The sequence below is a fragment of the Caenibacillus caldisaponilyticus genome (assembly GCF_002003465.1).
GTDB classification, from domain to species: Bacteria; Bacillota; Bacilli; order Bacillales; family Sporolactobacillaceae; genus Caenibacillus; species Caenibacillus caldisaponilyticus.
On the sequence record NZ_BDDQ01000006.1, the window covers coordinates 1 to 18,830 of the forward strand.

18 protein-coding genes and 1 pseudogene are annotated in these 18,830 nt (G+C 54.1%); 13 read left to right on the forward strand and 6 right to left on the reverse strand.

Features of this window, described 5'->3' with window-relative positions; all coding sequences use genetic code 11:
- From CCB157_RS02675 to CCB157_RS02695, 3 genes and pseudogenes are all read left to right on the forward strand, one after another.
- A pseudogene (locus CCB157_RS02675) lies at positions 1–192 on the forward strand (IS256 family transposase); the annotation flags it as partial.
- A gap of 595 nt (positions 193–787) precedes the next feature.
- Positions 788–1,621 carry an alpha/beta fold hydrolase gene (locus CCB157_RS02685; protein WP_158077177.1) on the forward strand — a complete coding sequence of 278 codons (834 nt, stop codon included), beginning with the start codon at positions 788–790 and terminating at the stop codon, positions 1,619–1,621.
- A gap of 657 nt (positions 1,622–2,278) precedes the next feature.
- Positions 2,279–2,464 carry a hypothetical protein gene (locus CCB157_RS02695; RefSeq protein ID WP_077614392.1) on the forward strand — a complete coding sequence of 62 codons (186 nt, stop codon included), beginning with the start codon at positions 2,279–2,281 and terminating at the stop codon, positions 2,462–2,464.
- Between the two features lie 123 nt (positions 2,465–2,587).
- On the opposite strand, the gene CCB157_RS02700 is transcribed toward CCB157_RS02695, so the two are convergent.
- The 6 genes from CCB157_RS02700 to CCB157_RS17930 form a co-directional block, all read right to left on the reverse strand.
- Positions 2,588–3,526: an ABC transporter permease gene (locus CCB157_RS02700; protein WP_077614393.1), complete on the reverse strand. Its 939-nt coding sequence runs from the start codon at positions 3,524–3,526 to the stop codon at positions 2,588–2,590.
- Entirely contained in the window at positions 3,519–4,439 is a 921-nt protein-coding gene (locus CCB157_RS02705) for an ABC transporter ATP-binding protein (RefSeq protein WP_077614394.1), read from the reverse strand. The genes CCB157_RS02700 and CCB157_RS02705 overlap by 8 nt, the downstream gene beginning before the upstream one ends.
- 135 nt (positions 4,440–4,574) lie before the next feature.
- Entirely contained in the window at positions 4,575–5,285 is a 711-nt protein-coding gene (locus tag CCB157_RS02710) for an ABC transporter ATP-binding protein (RefSeq protein WP_077614395.1), read from the reverse strand.
- Positions 5,278–5,661 carry a GntR family transcriptional regulator gene (locus CCB157_RS02715; protein ID WP_077614396.1) on the reverse strand — a complete coding sequence of 128 codons (384 nt, stop codon included), beginning with the start codon at positions 5,659–5,661 and terminating at the stop codon, positions 5,278–5,280. The genes CCB157_RS02710 and CCB157_RS02715 overlap by 8 nt, the downstream gene beginning before the upstream one ends.
- 3 nt (positions 5,662–5,664) lie before the next feature.
- On the reverse strand, positions 5,665–6,432 hold the full coding sequence (locus CCB157_RS02720; RefSeq protein ID WP_077614397.1) for a hypothetical protein: 768 nt from the start codon (positions 6,430–6,432) through the stop codon (positions 5,665–5,667).
- 384 nt (positions 6,433–6,816) lie between these two features.
- Positions 6,817–6,906, reverse strand: coding sequence for a putative holin-like toxin (locus CCB157_RS17930; protein WP_238594568.1), 90 nt, complete (start codon positions 6,904–6,906; stop codon positions 6,817–6,819).
- Positions 6,907–7,227: 321 nt separating this feature from the next.
- On the opposite strand from CCB157_RS17930, the gene CCB157_RS02725 reads away from it, so the two are divergent.
- The 10 genes from CCB157_RS02725 to CCB157_RS02770 all read left to right on the forward strand — a co-directional run bounded on the left by CCB157_RS02725 (position 7,228) and on the right by CCB157_RS02770 (position 18,811).
- Positions 7,228–8,382 carry an acyl-CoA dehydrogenase family protein gene (locus CCB157_RS02725; RefSeq protein ID WP_369688654.1) on the forward strand — a complete coding sequence of 385 codons (1,155 nt, stop codon included), beginning with the start codon at positions 7,228–7,230 and terminating at the stop codon, positions 8,380–8,382.
- 188 nt (positions 8,383–8,570) lie between these two features.
- Positions 8,571–9,803: an acyl-CoA dehydrogenase family protein gene (locus CCB157_RS02730; protein WP_077614398.1), complete on the forward strand. Its 1,233-nt coding sequence runs from the start codon at positions 8,571–8,573 to the stop codon at positions 9,801–9,803.
- Between the two features lie 85 nt (positions 9,804–9,888).
- On the forward strand, positions 9,889–10,530 hold the full coding sequence (locus CCB157_RS02735; RefSeq protein WP_077614399.1) for a TetR/AcrR family transcriptional regulator: 642 nt from the start codon (positions 9,889–9,891) through the stop codon (positions 10,528–10,530).
- Positions 10,531–10,823: 293 nt separating this feature from the next.
- Entirely contained in the window at positions 10,824–11,186 is a 363-nt protein-coding gene (locus CCB157_RS02740; protein ID WP_077614400.1) for an SCP2 sterol-binding domain-containing protein, read from the forward strand.
- A 67-nt stretch (positions 11,187–11,253) separates the two neighbouring features.
- Complete coding sequence (locus CCB157_RS02745; protein WP_077614401.1) at positions 11,254–13,134, forward strand: AMP-dependent synthetase/ligase; 1,881 nt, start codon at positions 11,254–11,256, stop codon at positions 13,132–13,134.
- Positions 13,131–13,964: an SDR family NAD(P)-dependent oxidoreductase gene (locus CCB157_RS02750; protein ID WP_077614402.1), complete on the forward strand. Its 834-nt coding sequence runs from the start codon at positions 13,131–13,133 to the stop codon at positions 13,962–13,964. Before CCB157_RS02745 ends, CCB157_RS02750 begins: the two co-directional genes overlap by 4 nt.
- Before the next feature lie 145 nt (positions 13,965–14,109).
- The gene (locus tag CCB157_RS02755; protein WP_077614403.1) at positions 14,110–15,267 is read left to right on the forward strand and encodes a thiolase family protein; all 1,158 of its coding nucleotides are present in this window, start codon (positions 14,110–14,112) and stop codon (positions 15,265–15,267) included.
- Positions 15,264–16,046 carry an enoyl-CoA hydratase/isomerase family protein gene (locus tag CCB157_RS02760; protein WP_077614404.1) on the forward strand — a complete coding sequence of 261 codons (783 nt, stop codon included), beginning with the start codon at positions 15,264–15,266 and terminating at the stop codon, positions 16,044–16,046. The genes CCB157_RS02755 and CCB157_RS02760 overlap by 4 nt, the downstream gene beginning before the upstream one ends.
- Before the next feature lie 17 nt (positions 16,047–16,063).
- Positions 16,064–17,125, forward strand: coding sequence for an SDR family oxidoreductase (locus CCB157_RS02765; RefSeq protein ID WP_238594569.1), 1,062 nt, complete (start codon positions 16,064–16,066; stop codon positions 17,123–17,125).
- A 153-nt stretch (positions 17,126–17,278) separates the two neighbouring features.
- Complete coding sequence (locus CCB157_RS02770; protein WP_238594570.1) at positions 17,279–18,811, forward strand: aldehyde dehydrogenase family protein; 1,533 nt, start codon at positions 17,279–17,281, stop codon at positions 18,809–18,811.
- Positions 18,812–18,830 lie beyond the last annotated feature (19 nt).

The following is an 18,830-nucleotide window of genomic DNA, read 5'->3' on the forward strand; positions in this document are numbered from 1 at the left end:
ATCGAACGAACGATCAAGGAGATTCGGAAACGTCTAAAGCCGATGAACAGTTTGAGCAGTTTAGAAGCCGCTGAAAAAGTCGTATATTTGACCGTTCAAGATTTTAACGAGAAATGGGCAGAACGAAAGTTGCGAGGATTTGCCGAAGCGCAGGAAGCCCTCGAGCGAATGTTTGAAGAACGTTATCATTAACCAAATAATGTAAATAGATGAGATGAGGGGATTCTCCCTTTCCACACAAGAGACTGAATATTCAGTCTCTTGTGTGAAGGAAACCGGTTCCCTATCCATTCCAAATCCATTTCAGAGATACCCTATCTATCTTACATTACACAAAATTCTTGACGGTACCTTTTTGGCGCTCCCGTTTGCAAAAACTTTTATCATGAAAAACGTCTGCTCTTGATCTATCCTTGATTTGGAATGGCCTTTCGACGTCTGTTTTTGGAAACCGTCCTTCTTGCCGCTCCGACGCCATCTTCCGTTCACCCAGACCGATTTTCGGCCGTCTGACGAACCATCCGGCTGCCGCTTGGCTGATCATGGATGTCGAACCAATTTTTGGGGGAAATCGATGAAGATTTTGTTTATAAAAAAGCGGCCATTTGATATACATGTTTGTCCTGGAATTAGTGAACAATTTTCCGTAGAGAAACATGACGAGCGGCACAAAAGCGGGTGCTTGAGCCGTCGTTCTGTATGGGAGGACGGGTGGCGTCGTCAGCGCAAGCGGGTTAGAAGCAATGAAGTTGAAAATCAGGTCAATGTTGCGGAAAAGGTGAGGACATTGGGAGAGACAATGCGTCTGAATGGGGTCAATCTTTATTTTGAACGGCATGGAGAACATGGACGCACGGATCGGCCGCCATTGGTCTTGATTCACGGTTATTTATCGTCGTGTTTCAGTTTCCGCCGCCTCATTCCGCACTTAAGGAACGATTACCCGATTTTTGCCCTCGATCTCCCCGGCTTCGGACGAAGTGAAAAATCGCCGGCATTTCATTACTCTCTTGAAAATTACGGAAAACTTGTCTTGGATTTTCTCCGCGCCCATGACATCAAAGAGGCGGTGTTGATCGGGCATTCGATGGGAGGGCAAATCGCCTTGCAGGCGGCTTATCAAGACGCGACGCGTGTTTTGAAAGTGGTTGGACTGGCGGCGGCCGGCTATATGGGCCGGGTGCGCCGTTCCCTCGTCATGCTCTCGTATACACCGTTTTTTCATCGCTTATTAAAGCTTTATTTTGCCAAAAAAGATGTGATGGCGGAGTTTCTCAGCGTGACGCATGACCGCTCGATCATCACTCAAGAGATGATGGACGGCTATTTGGAACCGTTGAAGGAAACGGCGTTTTATCGCTCGCTCGTTCGCTTGATGCGCCACCGTGAAGGAGATCTTCCGCCCGCGGCTTTACACCGGATCCAAACGCCGGTTTTATTGATTTGGGGCGACAAAGATCGGATCGTTCCCCCCGATATCGGCCTGCGGTTCGTCCGCGATTTGCCGAACGCGGAGCTCATCGTTTTTGAAAACGTCGGCCATCTCATCCCCGAGGAACGGCCGGAAGAGACCGCCGCGAGGATCCGAGCCTTTCTCGAATCGAATGAACCCGCGCGGTAAGGAGGCGGGCATGGTACGCCGCACGTCCTTTCGGCGGCGGAAAACCCCGATGCGCCCGGCAGCGGAATTTCAGTTTGGATGGGATTCGTTTCCTGGACGGGCCATGCCGTTATCTCCGCTGCCGGCGTCGCCTTCGCAAGGGGATGGGGGGCGGCAAGTTTTAAAAACCCATGTGTCGGAATGGTTCCAACAGATTTGGAATGCGAAAATCAGCTATTGGTTAAAAAAGACTCATTGTTTGTGGCCGGCGGCACGCGCAGAATGGGGCGCCCCGCCGGTAATGAATAATTGGCTTTTCACAATGGCGCGGTCCTCTTTATACAGTGTTTTTTAGGCGTACGGCTTGTAATCGGTGGGATGCGCCCATCCGACATCCGAATCAAAGCCGCCCGTTCCGCTTCACGATCGAACGGCACTTCCAGATAATTAGTTTTTCGTTCAACCGTTTTCCCGGCGCTGCCCCGCACGGTTGCATAATTAGGCAATAGAGCAATTGTGCATTTGGGCAGCCGAAACGTTGCTCATTCGGTTCAAAAACAAAATAAGCGTTTAACCGGGAAGTTTTGCCACGCGCCCAAGGTCCCGCGATTCTAGACAATTCATCGGTCTTCTTGTATATTTTAGTAGAGTAAAGGCTGGAAGGCGTTGGTGGTTAATATGGTCCGGAAAATGATCAGCTGGTTCGGAAATTTGTGCCTATGGGCGCTTATTCTATTTTCGCTCTTCGTCCTCGTGAAACGCATCGGGTCATGGACGCCGATGGATTACATTTGGATGGGCGCGATCATTTTGTTTTTTATCGCGTGGATCGGCGAACGCCTGGGGTCAGACCCCCAAAAATAATCCTTTTGAACTAAAAAATTTATAACCTATGACGGATTGCGTTCAGATAAGATTTTTCCAAATGCTTGTGGCACTTGATCTTTACTTCATTAAAGCTTTAAAGCGATGGGGGACTGTCCCCCATCAGACGTCGCGGCGGGTGAAAGCGACCCAACCGATGGCGATGAACACGGCGTAATAGACCAATAAGACCGTGATGGAAAAGCCGAGTGTCAGGCCTTCGACAGGCGGTTGGCCGGTACCGAAAAAACCGGAGAGGTCGAGGTTGGCGAACAGGACGTATTTGACCCAATCGTATCGGGCTAACAGTTGCAGCACGAGTTGCCCGCCCATCATCGCGAAAATTGTCAACCCGATCGCCAGCGAGGTGTTGCGGAACGCGCTGGATATCATAAAGGCGATCGTCGCCATGACGATGAGTTGAACGAAATCCAATCCGTATACGGCGAGGACGTGCACGAGCATGTTTTCTTCGACGACTTTGCCTCCCAATACGGTCAAGGCGGGATGATCGAGGTCGGTAAAACCGAACAACACGCCGCCGGTAAGCCACGAGCCGATCAAGCTCAGCGCGCTGAAGCTGAGACCAGCGAAAAGAACGGTCACGTATTTTGATAATAGAACGGTCGAGCGGCTGACCGGTTTCGTCAATAACAGCTTGATCGTCCCGGAATGAAACTCCCCGGAGACGATGCCGCCGGCGATGATGATGGTAAAAATCGTGATGATGAGCATCATGTCCGTGGCGTTATTGGTGAATCCCCAAATCGATCGATTGGATAATGGCGGGATGTTGTGCGCCAGCCGGTATTCGTTCACCGCGATTTGTTTTTTCAGAGCCTTCGCCGCGTTCCCGTGGGTGTGGCTCAATTGTTGTTTCAACGCCACCGTTTCACTTTTGACGTTCTGCCGCCAATCGGTGTCTTCCTGTAAACCGTTGTATTTGGTGATCGCTCCAACCGTGATGATCGCGCCGATCAACATCAATATCATGATGAGCGTCGACGTTTTGCGAAACAGTTTCATGTTTTCGTTCTGCACAAGCCGCAAAAACTTATACAATTTGTTGCCCTCCCGTCACTTCCAAAAATTTCTCCTCAAGCGATTTTTTCTGTGTTGTAATGCCGTACAGTTTTATGCCGGCGTTCACGAGGATTTCAACGATGCCCGGAATCGCTTCGCGCTCCAGCGACAGCTGTAGTTGATCGCCCGTTCGCGCCGGTTGTTGGCCCGTCGTGCTTTTCAGCACTTCAATAGCGAGATCGACGGGATCAACGATAAAATGAACCGTCATCTCGGCATCGGCGTTGACAAATTCGTTTACGGTTTGCACATCGATGAGCCGGCCGTTTTGGATGATGCCGATGCGATCGCACATGCGCTCGATTTCGCTGAGCAGGTGGCTGGATACGATGATGGCGAGCCCTTCTTTTTCCGCAAGGCGGCGGATATATTTGCGGATTTCGATGATGCCGGCGGGATCCAAGCCGTTCGTCGGTTCATCCAAAATCAAAATCTTGGGCCGATGGAGAAGGGCTTGAGCAAGCCCGAGCCGCTGGCGCATCCCAAGCGAATAGGTTTTGACTTTATCGTGAATGCGGTGTTGCAGTCCCACGAGTCGGACGACTTCGTCAATCCGCTCTTTTGTCACGCCGGAGACCATGCGGGCGGCATGCACGAGATTTCGATAGCCGCTCAGATGGTTATAAAATTCGGGATTTTCGACGATGGCGCCGAGATGTTGAATCGCTCGTTTAAACTCGGTTTTGATGCTATGGCCGAAAATATAAATGTCGCCTTCCGTCATTTTCATTAAGCCGCAGATCATGCGGATGGTCGTCGTTTTCCCCGCGCCGTTCGGGCCGAGAAAGCCGAACACCTCCCCAGGTTGAATATCGAAAGTCAGCCCGTGGATGATCGTCTTCTTTCCAATTGTTTTCTTTACATTTTTCAATTGAATCGCCGGCTGAACCATTGAATGACCTCCTTTGGGGGACAGTCCCCCGAATTTAATACGAAATGCCTAAAAAAATTAGTCAAAATGATCTATTGATTTTGATCGAAAGTTTCGCCAACCCTTGTGGGGCAACCACTTCAACGCTTTATCGCTTTAAACCGTTGGGGGACAGTCCCCCGCATAGACTTTGGTCATCCATTCGACGAGGCCGAGGTTTTCGCGGTCGCGGAGTTCTTCGACGTTCTTATGACCGATGATTTCGCCGCCTTTGATCAGCAGGACTTCATCGAGAATCGTCTCGACTTCCTTGATCTCGTGCGTGGTGATGAGGACGATTTGCCGTTCGAGATCGATGAATGAAATCAACCCCTTGACGATGGCATCGCGGACCATGGGGTCGAGGCCGGATAAAGGTTCATCCATCAGCACGACCGGCACTTCCCGCGCCAGCGTCAGCACGATTTTTAGACGCCCGCGGTTGCCTTTCGACAGATTCTTGATTTTGCTGTCGGGTGCGAGCTTCATAAACCGCCGGATTTCCTCGGCCTTTTCTCTATTAAAATCGGGGTATTGCGAAGCGAAAAACGCGATCATCTCGCCGACGGTAAAAAATCCGTAAAATTCGTCGAGTTCGGAAAGATAGGCGACATGTTCCGAGATTCGCCGAGTCACTCGTCTTCCGTTGACCGTCACCACGCCGGACGTCGGCTGAATGAGTCCGGCGATCAATTTTAAAGTCGTTGATTTCCCGCTGCCGTTTTCTCCAATCAATCCGACAATCTTTCCCGGTTTAAGCTCCAAGTTGATGTCTTTCAACGCGACTTTTTTCAAATACCGTTTTCCGACATGCTCAAACTTAATCATCCTCATACCTTCCTTCCGCTTCCGTTAAATGATCTTTCAGACCGGCAATGATCTCCGCGTCGGAGAAGCCCATCGCTTTCATCCCTTCAACAAAACGGGAGATTTCTGCCCGTTTGAGCGATTCGCGCAACGTCTGCAGCACCTCCGGGTTTTCGCTTACGAACGTGCCTTGGCCTCTTCGCGTTTCCACGATCCCCATCGCCTCCAATTCCCGGTAAGTCCGTTGAACGGTATTCGGATTGACCCCGGATTGTACGCCCATGTCGCGGACCGACGGCAATTTTTCCCCAGGTTTTAAATCCCCGCGAACGATCTGTCGCTGAATCCGTTCGGCGAGCTGCAAATAAATCGGCGTCGCCGAATCAAAATCGGTCATGGCTCACACCTCGACTTTTTTGTCCAAAATCCAACACGATGCTGCAAAAAGAACGACCGCAATGCCGGTGTACCAAATATAAACGCCCAAGTAGATATGACCGGAACTGATTCCCGTTTGATTCAAAATGCTCGGGCTCGAAATTTTTCCCCAGCGGACGATCGCATGGTAAAGTTCGGTTTTTTCAAACAGATTGGTCAAATAGGACAAAAGCCATGCGAATAGCCCCGTGATCACCCCGCTCGTGATGCCCCCGAGACGACGAAGAAGCATCCGATAGATCATCCAAAAAAAGACGAAACAAAGGGCAAAGAAGATGGACATTAAATAGATGTTAAGGATGATAAATCCGCCGTTGGCAATAAGTGTTCCCCATGTGTATCCTTTTGGAAGATCATGCAACAAAGCGGTAGTTATGAGGCCGACGGCGCTTGAAATCGAGAGGGTGACCGTCATGGCCAACAACCCATTTGCCAGTTTTGCCGACAACAGGACAGAGCCAGGCAAAGGCGAGGCGAGCCAAAGATGCAGTTTTTTTCTTTCGCTTTGCAGGCTGTAAACCATATAGCACAGCAAATACAAAACATGGGCGGTGATCAAAAGCAGGGACGCCGCCTTGACGGCTTGGAGCCCCTCATGGTCGCCGCTGCCCGCTCTAGTGCCCAGATAAAACGCGAGCGTCAAGACGGCAACCAAGCCGATGAGCGTAAACAAAAAGGCGGGCAACCCAAGGCGAAATTCTTTTTTGGACAATTGCCACCATGTGTTCATGTTCAAACCCTCCAATGGCTTCACAAGTGAATGTCTGTTTTAGTGTACTAGTAACATAGTACACACAAACACAAGAATCGTCAAGATCGTCGAAAAATTTTTTTGAAAGGGTTGGGGTGTCTCAAAAGAAAGGGGATTTTCCGCAGTTGGGTGAGGGGGAAGCCGTTGTGGGCGTCGCTGCCTTTGGGGCAACATATAGGAACGCCCAGGCGAGGAATGAAAAAACGGATTTTTCCGCTCTAAAACTCCATCTGCCGTGAGGCAAATAAATTGGCAGAGATCGCAAAGGCCCTTCGAAAAAGCGTGCATCCTCCCGGTTTTAATTAGTAAAAGAACACGGTGGCGGAACGCTTATCCTTAAAGCGCCAGAAATGCCGAGGGCGTCTACTTGTTTTTCTGGCTAACGGAAATCACAGCGACGATCAAAGAGGCGAACGCGATCATGAGCGACAACCCGTTCGAAATCGAGATCAAATATCTTCCTCCTTTTGAAGAAATACGAACAAGCGTTCCGTCCCGTGTTCGTGTATTATTGTACCACAATCATACGAACAAATATTCGCTTTCCGTCAGACGCGAGATGGGAAAAAGGACGATGCCGTGCCGTGCGCCCCTCCGCGTCTGGTGATTGAAAGGCATCGGAACGATGCGACAACTTTTTAGAAAATGGTCCAAACGCATATTTTAAGAAACGCTTGAAAAAACATTCAATTTGCGGTATAGTACGGATACGTACTAGTACTTAAATGGAAGCATATGACGAAAATTTGCGGTGAAGCGAAAAGAAAGGAGGTTGTGGATTTGATTTCATTTCAACCAACCGATGAGGAAACGGCGTTCATCACGCTTGCCAAAACGCTTGCCGAAGAAGTCCTGCGTCCGGCCGCCCGGTCCAGTGAAGAAGAACGGCAGGCCGCACGGGAATGGACGATAAAAGCGAATGAGCTGGGTTTTGCGGCGCTCGAACTCCCGGAGCGCTGGGGCGGTATGGAAATGACTCTGATCTCGCAAGCGCAAATTCTGGAGGCGCTGAGTAACGGCGATCTTGCTCTTGTGCAAGGGCTGCCCGGTCCCGGAGACGCCGCATCCTTTATGCGCCTTGCTCCGGAGAATCAGGCCTTTGCCGCGTATCGACGGACCGGTGAGGGCGGGCAATGGCCCACCGTCGCTTTTCTCAACGCCTGCGATCCGGGGGTTTCGCAAAGCATAAACATCACCGGTGCCTCCTTTGAAAATGGTTATGTGATCAAAGGGATTTCCCGGCCCGTCAAAATGGCCGCTTTTGCCGCCTATCTACTCCTGGCTGCGCCGGGACCTGACGGGAAGACGCGCCTGTTCTGGCTGGATAAGGAACAAACCCGTTGGCGCGCCATCCCGGGTGATTATCGCCTCGGATTGCTCGCCAGCGGGTGGGCGCGCGTTCAATTTGACGATCTCACCGTTACCAAGGATGCGGTCGTGGCCGAAGGGCGTGACGCCGATCGCTTGCTTTCCCGGGCGCTTGCCCGCCTTCGCGTATTGGAGGCGGCCAAAGAAGTCGGACTCATGACCGCGGCATTGTCGTATGCGACCGAGTATACAGCCACCCGGCGCGCCTTCGGGCAAGAACTGGCAAAATTTCAAGGTGTTTCTTTCCAGATGGCGGATATGGCGGTCGCGGTGCAGGCGGCGCGCTTGCTCGTTTGGCGGGCGGCGTCCGCGCTTGACCGCGAAGAGCCGGAAGCGCCGGGTTTATCCCTCGACGCGCTTTCCCGCGCGCACCGGTCGCTTCGTCTGGTGACCGATTCCGCGGTGCAATTGCTTGGCGGTCACGGCTATGTGCAAGACCATCCCGTAGAAAAGTGGATGCGGGATGCCGCGGCGCAAATCGCGCTCAACGGCGGCGAGCAAGATTTGTTGCTGCGCCGAGGGGAACAGTTGTTGACGGAAGAAAGGGAGACGGTAAGTTGAGGCATCGTTGTTGCCTCTTAATTGGAAAGGATCATCGATCTGATGTTTGCCGTCTAAGATGCTATATCTCGAATGCGATAGGGGTCCCATGACACGACGGCTCCCTATGGCAAGGATTAAGGGATGCCATCCCGTCCTAGGGAAAACCGAACGCCGGAAAAATGGGTGGATGGAAAGGAGGTTTCGGCGTGATATCTTATCAATTATCCCCGCACCAACAACAGGTTAAAGACATCGTCCACTGGTTTGCGGAAAATGAGATGCGCCCCATTTCACTCGAAGCGGACAAAATTGGCAGGGTGCCGGACGACTGGCTGGAAAAAGTAAACAGCCTTGGCATCACCTTAAGCACGGCAACTTTTGGTGAATCGGATCACGAACACATGGATTCGGCGGCGAGCGGGAAAGAAAACGAACGGAAAGGCGAGCGCCAAGGAAACCGCCTTGCAGTGATTGCCGCCGAGGAACTCGGCTGGGGGGATGCGGCGATCGCCTTGACGCTTCCCGGACCGGGTCTCGGCGGACCGCCCATACAGGCCATTGGCACACCGGAACAAAAACGCCGCTTTCTGTCGATTTTCAACCGGGATGAACCGCCGCGTTGGGGGGCTTACGCATTGACAGAACCGGAAGCGGGGTCCGATGTCGCGGGCATCCAGACGACCGCCCGGAAGGTGGAAGGCGGCTATGTGCTGAACGGGCAAAAAATCTTTATTACCAACGGCAAGCGGGCTTCTTGGGTGGTCGTGTTCGCGACGATCGACCGGCGGATGGGGCGAAGCGGCCATCGGGCGTTTGTCGTCGAAAAAGGCACGCCAGGCTTCAGCTGTCCCCGGCTCGCCCACAAGATGGGGCTTCGCGCCTCCGAGACGGCGGAATTGGTATTCGAAGATTGTTTTGTTCCAGACGAAAATTTGCTTGGAGGAGAAGCGTACTACGAAAACCGTCAATCCGGTCCTTCGGGATTTCGCGTGGCCATGCAGACTTTTGACAATACGCGTCCGATCATCGCGGCCATGGCGGTCGGGATCGCGCGGGCGGCGTATGAAAGCACCTTGGACATGGTACGCCGTGACTACCCGAAGCGCGGACGTCCATTCCAGTTGGCCGCCGGGACGTTGGCGAACATTGAGCAAGAGATTCAAAGCGCCCGCCTGCTGACTTGGGAGGCGGCATGGAGAGCGGATATCGGGCGGCCGAACGCGAAGGAAGCGGCGATGTGCAAAGCGTATGCCGGAAAGATGGTGGTTGACGTGTGCGCCAAGTGTCTCGAATTGTTCGGCACCGCCGGCCTGGACGGACAATGGGTCGAGAAATGGTACAGGGATGCCAAAATCTTCGATATTTTCGAAGGGACCAACCAGATCCAACATTTGATTATCGCCCGCCATTTGTACGCGCCTTTCGGTGTCAGGGTGTAAGAAAAAGGCTTGAAGGGCGCGGACGGTTCAAGTAAAATAAGAGTACGAATACGTACGCGTATAAGTCACAGGAGTAGATGTCACATTGGATAGGTTATTATTTGCAGAACATATGCCGAAAGAACCGCGCCAAAAATTGCTCTTTGCCGGTTTACATCTCTTCACCGAAAAAGGGTTCAAAGAAACGTCCGTGCTCGATGTCGTGGAATGCGCCCACGTATCCAAAACAACTTTTTATCAATTTTTTGAAAATAGAGAGGATTTGCTCGCCGGTTTGTTTCAGCACCTAGTCGACGAAGTGCTCGCTGAAGTCGAAGCGGCGGTCAAACTGGAAAAACGGATGGCCTATAAAGCATTGGCCGGCATACAGCGCTATCTCGATCTGTGCTTGCAGCGGAAGTCTGCCGCCCGGCTGCTGTTGGTTTCATCCGTCGGCGTGAGTCAGAAGGTCGAAGAGGTGCGGCAGAACGCCCATCTCCGGTTTGCCGAACTGATTCAGCGCACGGTGGAAAGCGAGCTTGGCTCGGTGCGGGCCGTCGGGAGCGAAGACATCCGGACGTTGGCTTTGGCGATGGTCGGCGCCATTAACGAGGTCATCATCCATAAAATAATTGCCCCCGATGAAATCTTAAATACGGAACCGCTCGCCCGGCTGTTGAACCGGATCGTCGTCGGATCCTTCAACATGTTGTTTATGGAAAAACCGTCGGAGGCGGGCAAGCCGTAACCTTTCCGCTATAAGGAAGCGCTGGGGATTGGCCGGCACTTAACGAACGGTGGAACAAAATTAAAATCCTTCTTTCTTTAAAAAATCGGCTAGACTGTAAACGTTTTCACTCCGTCGGTTTCCGTGTTTTAGTGGCTTCGAACGTGAACGCCGAGGCCGTCCGATGGTAGAAAGCGATTTTGTCCAGTGAGTACGTATACGTATTGGTACCCGGTCATAAAAATAGAGGGAAGAGCGCGCCAGCTGCGCCTTCATCCATAAATTCTATTAATCTATGAAAGGAGCATGGGATCATGACGAAAAGCCTCGAAGACTACACCCTCGAAGAAGCCGGACAAAAAATCGAACAGGTGCTGAACGAAAATCCTAAGCCGATTGAAGGGTTGAACGCGATTTATCAGTACGATATTACGGATGAAAACCAATCCTTTCAGCTGCATTTGGCTGACGGAAAAGCGAAGGTGGAATTCGGCGCGCCGCAAAAAGCGGACTGCATCTTGCAAATCTCGTTCGCCGATTTCAAAAAATTGCTCCTCGGCGAGTTGAGCGGCACGGTCGCTTTTATGACCGGCAAGCTAAAAATTAAAGGGGACATCGGCAAAGCCATCAAGATGGAAAACGTGTTGCGCCAATATAATGTGAAGCAATATCTTTGACCGCGAGGCCCAGTGATTGAAACTGGGCCAAGCCGTATTTTATCCGTTTTCGACTGGGGGAGGTTCCATGAAACCCAACAATTTGGTGGACATGGTCTTTCGCACCGTGCAACGGTACGCCGACAAAACCGCCTTGGCATGGAAGAGCGAGGCGCATTACCGCCGCCTGACGTATGGCGAGTTTTGGCAGGCGATCCGTCGGACGGCGTCGGGCCTGGCGGCATTAGGGGTCGGCAAGGACGACAAAGTGGCCATCCTTTCCGAAAATCACCCGAAGTGGCCGGTCGCCGATCTCGCCATCATGAGCCTAGGCGCGGTGAGCGTTCCGATCCATGCCACCCTCCCGGCTGATCAAGTGCTTTACATTCTCAATAATGCCGACTGTGAAACGGCGATCGTGCAAAACGGCGCACAATTGGAGAAAGTGGTTCATGGTGCGGATCGCCTTCGCCGCATTGTCGTCATTGAGCCGCCAAACGACATGGCGGAAAATGAAAGGGTTTTCGGTTTTTCCAAATTGGAAGAAATCGGGGCGCGTCCGCTGGAAAACTGGGAAGCGACTTGGCGGGACATCGGCCGCGACCATCTGGCGACCATCATCCATACGTCGGGGACGACGGGAAATCCCAAAGGGGCAATGCTGACGCACGGGAACATCTTGGCTAATATCGAAGGGGTCCAGTTTTGGATGCTTGAAGCGCGTCCCGATGATGTGCTGCTTTCTCATCTTCCGCTTTCCCACGTGTTTGAACGGATGGCGGGTCAATTTGTGCCGCTGTCGGTCGGCGCGACCATCGCTTACGCCGAAAGCATCGATGCCCTTCCCCGGAATTTGTTGGAGTGGCGGCCGACCGTGCTCGTCAGCGTCCCGCTTTTATTTGAAAAAGTATACGCTCGCGTCATGGAAAAAATCGAATCCGGCACGCCTTTGCGCCGAAAAATTTTCGACTGGGCAGTGCGGGTCGGCATGGAACGGTACGATTTTTATTTAAATCATTCCGTGGACGAATTCATTCGCCGCGGCGAACTTCCTGGGCCTTTGCGGCGGCGCTGGAAGCTTGCCGACAAGTTGGTTTACAGCAAAGTGAAACGGGAATTGGGCGGGCGCCTCCGGGGTCTTATCTCCGGTGGCGGGGGGCTAAATCCTGAAATCGCGCGGTTTTTTTGGGCCGTGGATCTGCCGGTATTAGAGGGATACGGGTTGACCGAAACCTCTCCGGTGGTGGCGACCAATCCAATGGTCCGGGCCAAAGTCGGCACCGTCGGCAAGCCGCTTCCCAACCTTGAAGTTCGCCTCGCTCCCGACGGTGAAATCCTCGTTCGGGGGCCAAGCGTGATGAAGGGCTATTACAAGGACGAAGCGGCGACGAAAGAGCAATTTGAGGATGGATGGTTTAAAACGGGCGATTTAGGGGAAATCGATGACGATGGATATCTGAAAATTTTGGATAGAAAAAAACGAATTTTGGTTCTGAAAACCGGGAAAAATGTCGCGCCGCAGCCCGTCGAAAACGCCATGAATCAGAGCCTCTACATAAAAAATTCCGTCCTTGTCGGACACGGGCAAAAGTATGTCATCGCTTTAATCGTCCCGGACTTTGAACAGCTCGTGCCGTGGGCCCGGCAGCGCGGGATTGCCGAAGAGCCCAAAGCCTTGATCATGGATGACAGGGTGCAAAGCCTTCTGCGTCAGGAAGTCGCGCGTTTTACTCAGCGCTTCGCCCGTTTTGAACAGCCGAAAAAAGTATTGATTTTATCAGCGGATTGGACGACCGAAACGGGTGAACTCACGCCTTCGCTGAAAGTCCGCGTCCCGGAAATCGAAAAGCGTTATCGGGACTTGATCCAACGCTGCTATGCCGAAGAAGTCGTACCGGAATACCAGATGGCGGCCAACGAATGGGCCGCGAGCGTCGAAGTCCACCCAAAAGGAGGAACAAAGGCATGAGCCTTCCGCTTGAAGGAAAAGTGGCCGTCGTCACGGGGGCGTCGAGGGGCATTGGACGGACGGATGCCCTCGTGCTCGCCGCGGCGGGCGCCGACGTCGTCGTAACCGACATATTGATTGAAGACGATGAACGCTTGGAGGAAACATCGGAGAAGATCGGTCCGGTCGCCCAAGTCATGGCTTATTCCAAAAAAGTGTACACCCGCTCGACCGCGGAAGAAATCAAGAAGATGGGGCGCCGTTCGGCGGCTTTCCGGATGGACGTGACCGACAAAAAAGAAGTTCATGACGTCATGGCGCAAATCAAGGAACAATTCGGACGGATTGACATTCTCGTCAACAACGCCGGAACGCTTGACCATACCGCGCGGTTTGAGCACCAAAACGATGCGTTTTGGGAACGGGATCTCCGCGTCAATCTGACGGGCGCTTATAATTGCTGCCAAGCGGTTTGGCCGTATATGAAGGAACAACGATGGGGCCGCATCATCAACATGTCGTCCGTCGCCGGGACATTGGGCGGTTTCGGTCAGGCGAGTTACGCCACGACAAAAGCCGGATTGCTCGGGTTGACGCGGACGTTGGCGCTCGAAGGGGCGAGGTACAATATTACGGTGAACGCCATCATTCCCGGCATCATCAATACCGAAGCGTTCCAAATGACCAATCCGGAAATGCGGGAACGGATGATCGCCCGCACGGCCTTCAAACGGCCGGGCGAACCGGAAGACATTGCCCATGCGATCGCGTTTCTCGCTTCGGATCAAGCGGGATACATCACGGGTATCGGGTTGCCGGTCGCAGGCGGCATTGATCTCTTTACTTTCTAATGCGACCGTGAATGCCGGGTGTGGTGGGCATCGCAGGGGGAGAGAATAATGCCTCATGTTTTTGGATAAACGGCAGCCCCGATTCAACGGGGCGATCCATAAAGCCATCAGGTGCCAATGATATGTGAGGGGAGAAGTGAATGCAATGCGGGAAAGAGATGCGGTGATCATCGATGCGGTTCGTTCACCGATCGGGAGAAAAAAAGGTTCGCTTTCCGGGGTGCGCCCGGATGATATGGCTGCGCATGTGTTGAAGGAACTGGTCAAGCGCAACCATCTCGATCCTTCCCACGTCGAGGATATTAAAATGGGATGCGTGACACAAGTGGGCGAACAAGGGTATAACATCGGGCGGATGGCCGCACTGATCGCCGGTTTCCCGGTGGAAGTGTGCGGCGTCAGCGTCAACCGGATGTGCGCCTCCAGCCTCGAGACGCTCGCTCAGGGAACGCATGCGATCATGGCGGGCATGGCGGACTGTGTGATCGCCGCCGGAGTGGAAAGCATGAACCGGGTGCCGATGGGCTCGGACGGCGGGACTTTCAGCGATCGCTTGCTCGAACGCTATGAAATTATTCCCCAGGGATTATCGGCGGAACTCATCGCGGAAAAGTGGCATTTATCGAGGGAAGAGCTGGATGCTTTTTCATTGAAGAGCCACGAAAAAGCCATCCGGGCGCAAAAAGAAGGGCGGTTTGACAATGAAATCGTTCCGATCGAAGTGGAAACGCCGGACGGCGAAAAAAGGCGGTTCACCGCGGATGAAACGCCGCGCCCTGATACGAGCCTCGAAGCGTTGGCCAACCTTAAACCTTCCTTCCGTCTGGACGGCAAAGTGACCGCCGGAAATTCCAGCCAGATCAGCGATGGCGCGGCCGCCGTCTTGCTCGCTTCGCGGGAAAAGGCGGAAGCGCTCGGTTTAAGGCCGCGAGCGCGCGTCGTGGCGACCGCACTCGCCGGTGTCGATCCGAAGATCATGTTGACGGGGATCATCCCCGCGACGCACAAAGTCCTGAAACGGGCGGGTCTGGCACTGGACGACATCGATGTATTCGAAGTCAATGAAGCGTTTGCTTCCGTCGTGCTCGCATGGCTGAAGGAAATTGGAGCCGATGAAGAAAAGGTCAACCCGAACGGCGGCGCCATTGCGCTCGGCCATCCCCTCGGCGCGAGCGGCGCGCGGATCATCGCCACCCTCGTCAATGAACTCGAACGCCGCGGCGGCCGCTACGGTCTTGCCGCCATGTGCATCGGGTTCGGCATGGCCGTTGCGGTGATCGTGGAACGGGAGGCGTCGTCATGAGCGGTTCCAATTGTCTCGTTGAAACGAAAGCAAAGGTCTGTGTGATCACGATTAACCGCCCGCCGATGAATACGCTCAACCGCGAGACGCTGCATGAAATTGGAGCAATCCTCGATCGGGCGGAAGCCGATGACGACATCCGCGCCATCGTCCTGACCGGTGCCGGCGATCGCATGTTTTCGGCCGGCGCGGACATCAGCGAATTCGGCGAATGGGCAGACAGGGAACGGGCCGAGCAGTCCCTCGGCCGCATGCACGCCTTGTTCAACCGGATCGAAGCGTTTTCCAAGCCCGTCATCGCCTGTCTTAACGGTTCAGCGCTCGGCGGCGGCAACGAGCTGCAAATGGCCTGCCATTTGGCGATCGCTTCCGCAAACGCGGAGCTCGGGTTGCCGGAGGTGCGCCTCGGGATCATGCCCGGATACGGGGGAACGCAACGGCTGCCCCGTTTGATCGGCCGGCGGCGGGCTTTGGAACTTATGTTGACGGGCGAACGGATTTCCGCCCAAACGGCTTTGGCATACGGGTTGGTCAACCGCGTCGTCCCGCAGGAGGAAGTGCGCGAAGAAGCATTCCGCTGGGCGTACCGGCTTGCCGCCGGCGCTCCGCTCGCGATGAAGGCCATTCTTGGTGCCGTTTACAGAGGCGGCGACGCCTCGCTTGAAGAAGGTTTGCGCGCGGAACGGGAGAACTTGTTGTCCGTCATCCATACGGAAGACGCGGCGGAGGGCATTTCCGCATTTTTCTCCAAGCGGACGCCGAATTTTCAAGGCCGATGACGAAGGGGGAGTAGGGTGTGCAAGCGTGCTTTATGACCGGGTTTCCCGGGTTCATTTCTTCGCGATTGTTGAAAGCGCTTCAAGAGCGTCACCCGCACGCCGCTTTTATTCTTCTCGTTCATCCCAGCCAATTGGAGAAAGCGGAGCGTCTCGTCCAAAACTTTGCAAACGTTCGGATATTGCGCGGGGATATTACGGACCCGAAGCTCGGGCTCAGCGACGGACAGTTGGAAGAGTTGATAAAGAACGTCACGCATGTTTTCCATCTGGCGGCGGTCTACGATTTGGCCGTCCCGAAAGCGCTTGCCGAAAAAGTGAACGTGGAGGGAACGGATCACGTCAACCGCTTCGTCCGTTCCCTCGAAAAGCTGGAACGTTATATCTACTTCAGCACCGCCTATGTTTCGGGAGATCGCACGGGGATCATCAAAGAGGATGAACTCGACGTTGGTCAAGGGTTCAAAAATCATTACGAAGCGACAAAATTTGCCGCCGAGAAGCTCGTTCGCGACCTCCGCGACGTGCCGGTGACGATCATCCGCCCCGGCATCGTGGTCGGAGATTCCGTGACGGGAGAGACTGCCAAATTTGACGGCCCGTATTTTATTATGCGGTTCTTGGACCGCATGGGGCGCTTGCCGGTCGCCTATATCGGCAAGGCGGAAGCGCCGTTAAACGTCGTGCCTGTCGACTACATCGTGAAAGCGGTCCTATACCTTTCGGAAACGGACAAGGCGATTCATCGGACGTTCCATCTCACCGATCCCTCACCTTACAGAAGCCGCGATGTTTTCCGGATGATCTGTGAAGCGCAGCTCGGCAAAACGCCTTCGTGGACAATCGCCCCGTCACTCGTCAAAGCGTTGCTGTCTTTCTCGGCGCTCCGGCGCTTCTATGGCGTGGAGAAGGAAGCCTTGGACTATTTCCGCGCGACGTGCCATTACGATACGACTCATGCGCGCCGCGTCCTGGCGGAAGGTGGCATTTTCTGCCCCGATTTCAAGGATTACGTCCAGCGCATCGTCGATTATTACAAACAGCACCGCCACGACCCCGAGAAGAACATCCCGATCGCTTAAGGCGAACACGGGGATCGGGCATCGCATCCGCCCGCGCGGCGGCGGTAACAATGCCTTGGCGCCCCGACCGCGCCAAGGCCAACGATTATGAATGGGGAGACCGGCAGGCCACGCGAAGCGGGTGTTCCCCATTATTGTATGGGAGGGTTGAACGTGTCGAATCTGACGGCGAAGCCAGCGGCGGCAGGGAACACCGTTCAGGACGCTGCAGGGACGCCGCTGGCCTCCGTGCCGGACATGATGCGGCAAGCGCAGCGCGCTTTTGATACTTGGAGGCGCCTCGCGGTGGCCGAACGGCTTCGTTATTTGACAGCGTTGCGACTGGAACTGTTGGAGGCGCTGGATGAATGCGTCGACGTGATCGCTCGGGACACGGGCAAGCCGAAAACCGAGGCGGTCACCGCGGAGGTGTTGGTCGTGGCGGAAGCGATCGCGTATTTGGAACGGCATGCCGAGCGGATTTTGAAGACGAGAAAGGTGAAAACACCGCTTACGCTCATCGGGAAAACCTCTTATATTGCGCATGAGCCCTGCGGCGTCGTGCTCGTCATCTCACCTTGGAATTTCCCTTTCATGCTGGCGGCCGTCCCCGCGCTCAGCGCCCTTGCGGCGGGCAACAGCGTGATCATCAAACCGTCGGAGGTCACGCCTAAGGTCGGAAAATGGATGGAAGCGTGGTTCCAAAAAGCGGGTTTTCCGGTCGGAACGGTCCAAGTGGCGCACGGCGCCGGCGACCTCGGCGCAAAGCTGATTGAGGCGCATCCGGATTATATTTTTTTTACCGGCTCGACGAAAACGGGAAAAATCATACAGGAAGCGGCGGCGCGGCAACTGATTCCGACGACGCTCGAGTTGGGCGGCAAAGACCCGATGATCATTTTCCAGGACGCCCATCTTGAAAGAGCGGCAAAAGGCGCCGTTTGGGGAGCGCTCACGAACAGCGGGCAAGTGTGCGTGTCCGCGGAACGCATTTACGTGGAACGTCCGGCCTACGAACGGTTCGTCGCCCTTTTGAAGGAACAGGTTCGCTTATTGAAACAGGATGATAGCGACGATGCCGATCTCGGTTCGATGACCTTTGCGCCGCAAATAGATATTGTGAAGGACCATGTTCACGATGCCGTCTCCAAGGGAGCGGTGGTGGCCTACGGCCGCTTCCCGGATGAACGGAAAGGCGAAACCGGTTTGAAACTGGGGCCGCTGATTTTAACCGATGTGACGCATGAAATGAAAGTGATGCGGGAAGAAACATTCGGCCCGGTGATCTGCGTAATGCCCTTCGACGGGGAAGAGGAGGCGGTGAGGCTGGCGAACGATACGCGCTACGGGTTAAGCGCGAGCGTGTGGACGCGCGACGCCAAGAAGGCGAGGCGGATCGCCGCGGTGTTGGCATGCGGTTCGGTCGTCGTCAATGACACCATCGTTTCCATCGCCAGCCCGTATTTGCCGTTCGGCGGCATCAAAGAAAGCGGCATCGGCAGCTACCACGGGGAAGCCGGCTTGCGCGCCTTTACCTATCCGAAAGCGATTTTGGTGGACCGCGGTCGGAAAAAAAGCGAAGTGAACTGGTTTCCGTATGCGGGGAAATATCCGTTGTTTTTGGATCTCGTCCGGGCGTATTACGGAAAAAGAAAGCAATGGCGGCGGTTCGTGCGCGCTTATTTGCGGCTTCTGAAAAAATCTTGACCGTGCGCCGCCTCAACTA

Excerpts from the sequence above, each read along its gene's own strand:
- CCB157_RS02750 (WP_077614402.1), top strand. The coding sequence starts at position 13,131 with ATGAGCCTTCCGCTTGAAGGAAAAGTGGCCGTCGTCACGGGGGCGTCG.
- CCB157_RS02705 (WP_077614394.1), bottom strand. The coding sequence starts at position 4,439 with ATGGTTCAGCCGGCGATTCAATTGAAAAATGTAAAGAAAACAATTGGA.
- CCB157_RS02755 (WP_077614403.1), top strand. The coding sequence starts at position 14,110 with ATGCGGGAAAGAGATGCGGTGATCATCGATGCGGTTCGTTCACCGATC.
- CCB157_RS02710 (WP_077614395.1), bottom strand. The coding sequence starts at position 5,285 with ATGATTAAGTTTGAGCATGTCGGAAAACGGTATTTGAAAAAAGTCGCG.
- CCB157_RS02740 (WP_077614400.1), top strand. The coding sequence starts at position 10,824 with ATGACGAAAAGCCTCGAAGACTACACCCTCGAAGAAGCCGGACAAAAA.
- CCB157_RS02695 (WP_077614392.1), top strand. The coding sequence starts at position 2,279 with ATGGTCCGGAAAATGATCAGCTGGTTCGGAAATTTGTGCCTATGGGCG.
- CCB157_RS02720 (WP_077614397.1), bottom strand. The coding sequence starts at position 6,432 with ATGAACACATGGTGGCAATTGTCCAAAAAAGAATTTCGCCTTGGGTTG.
- CCB157_RS02715 (WP_077614396.1), bottom strand. The coding sequence starts at position 5,661 with ATGACCGATTTTGATTCGGCGACGCCGATTTATTTGCAGCTCGCCGAA.
- CCB157_RS02760 (WP_077614404.1), top strand. The coding sequence starts at position 15,264 with ATGAGCGGTTCCAATTGTCTCGTTGAAACGAAAGCAAAGGTCTGTGTG.
- CCB157_RS02745 (WP_077614401.1), top strand. The coding sequence starts at position 11,254 with ATGAAACCCAACAATTTGGTGGACATGGTCTTTCGCACCGTGCAACGG.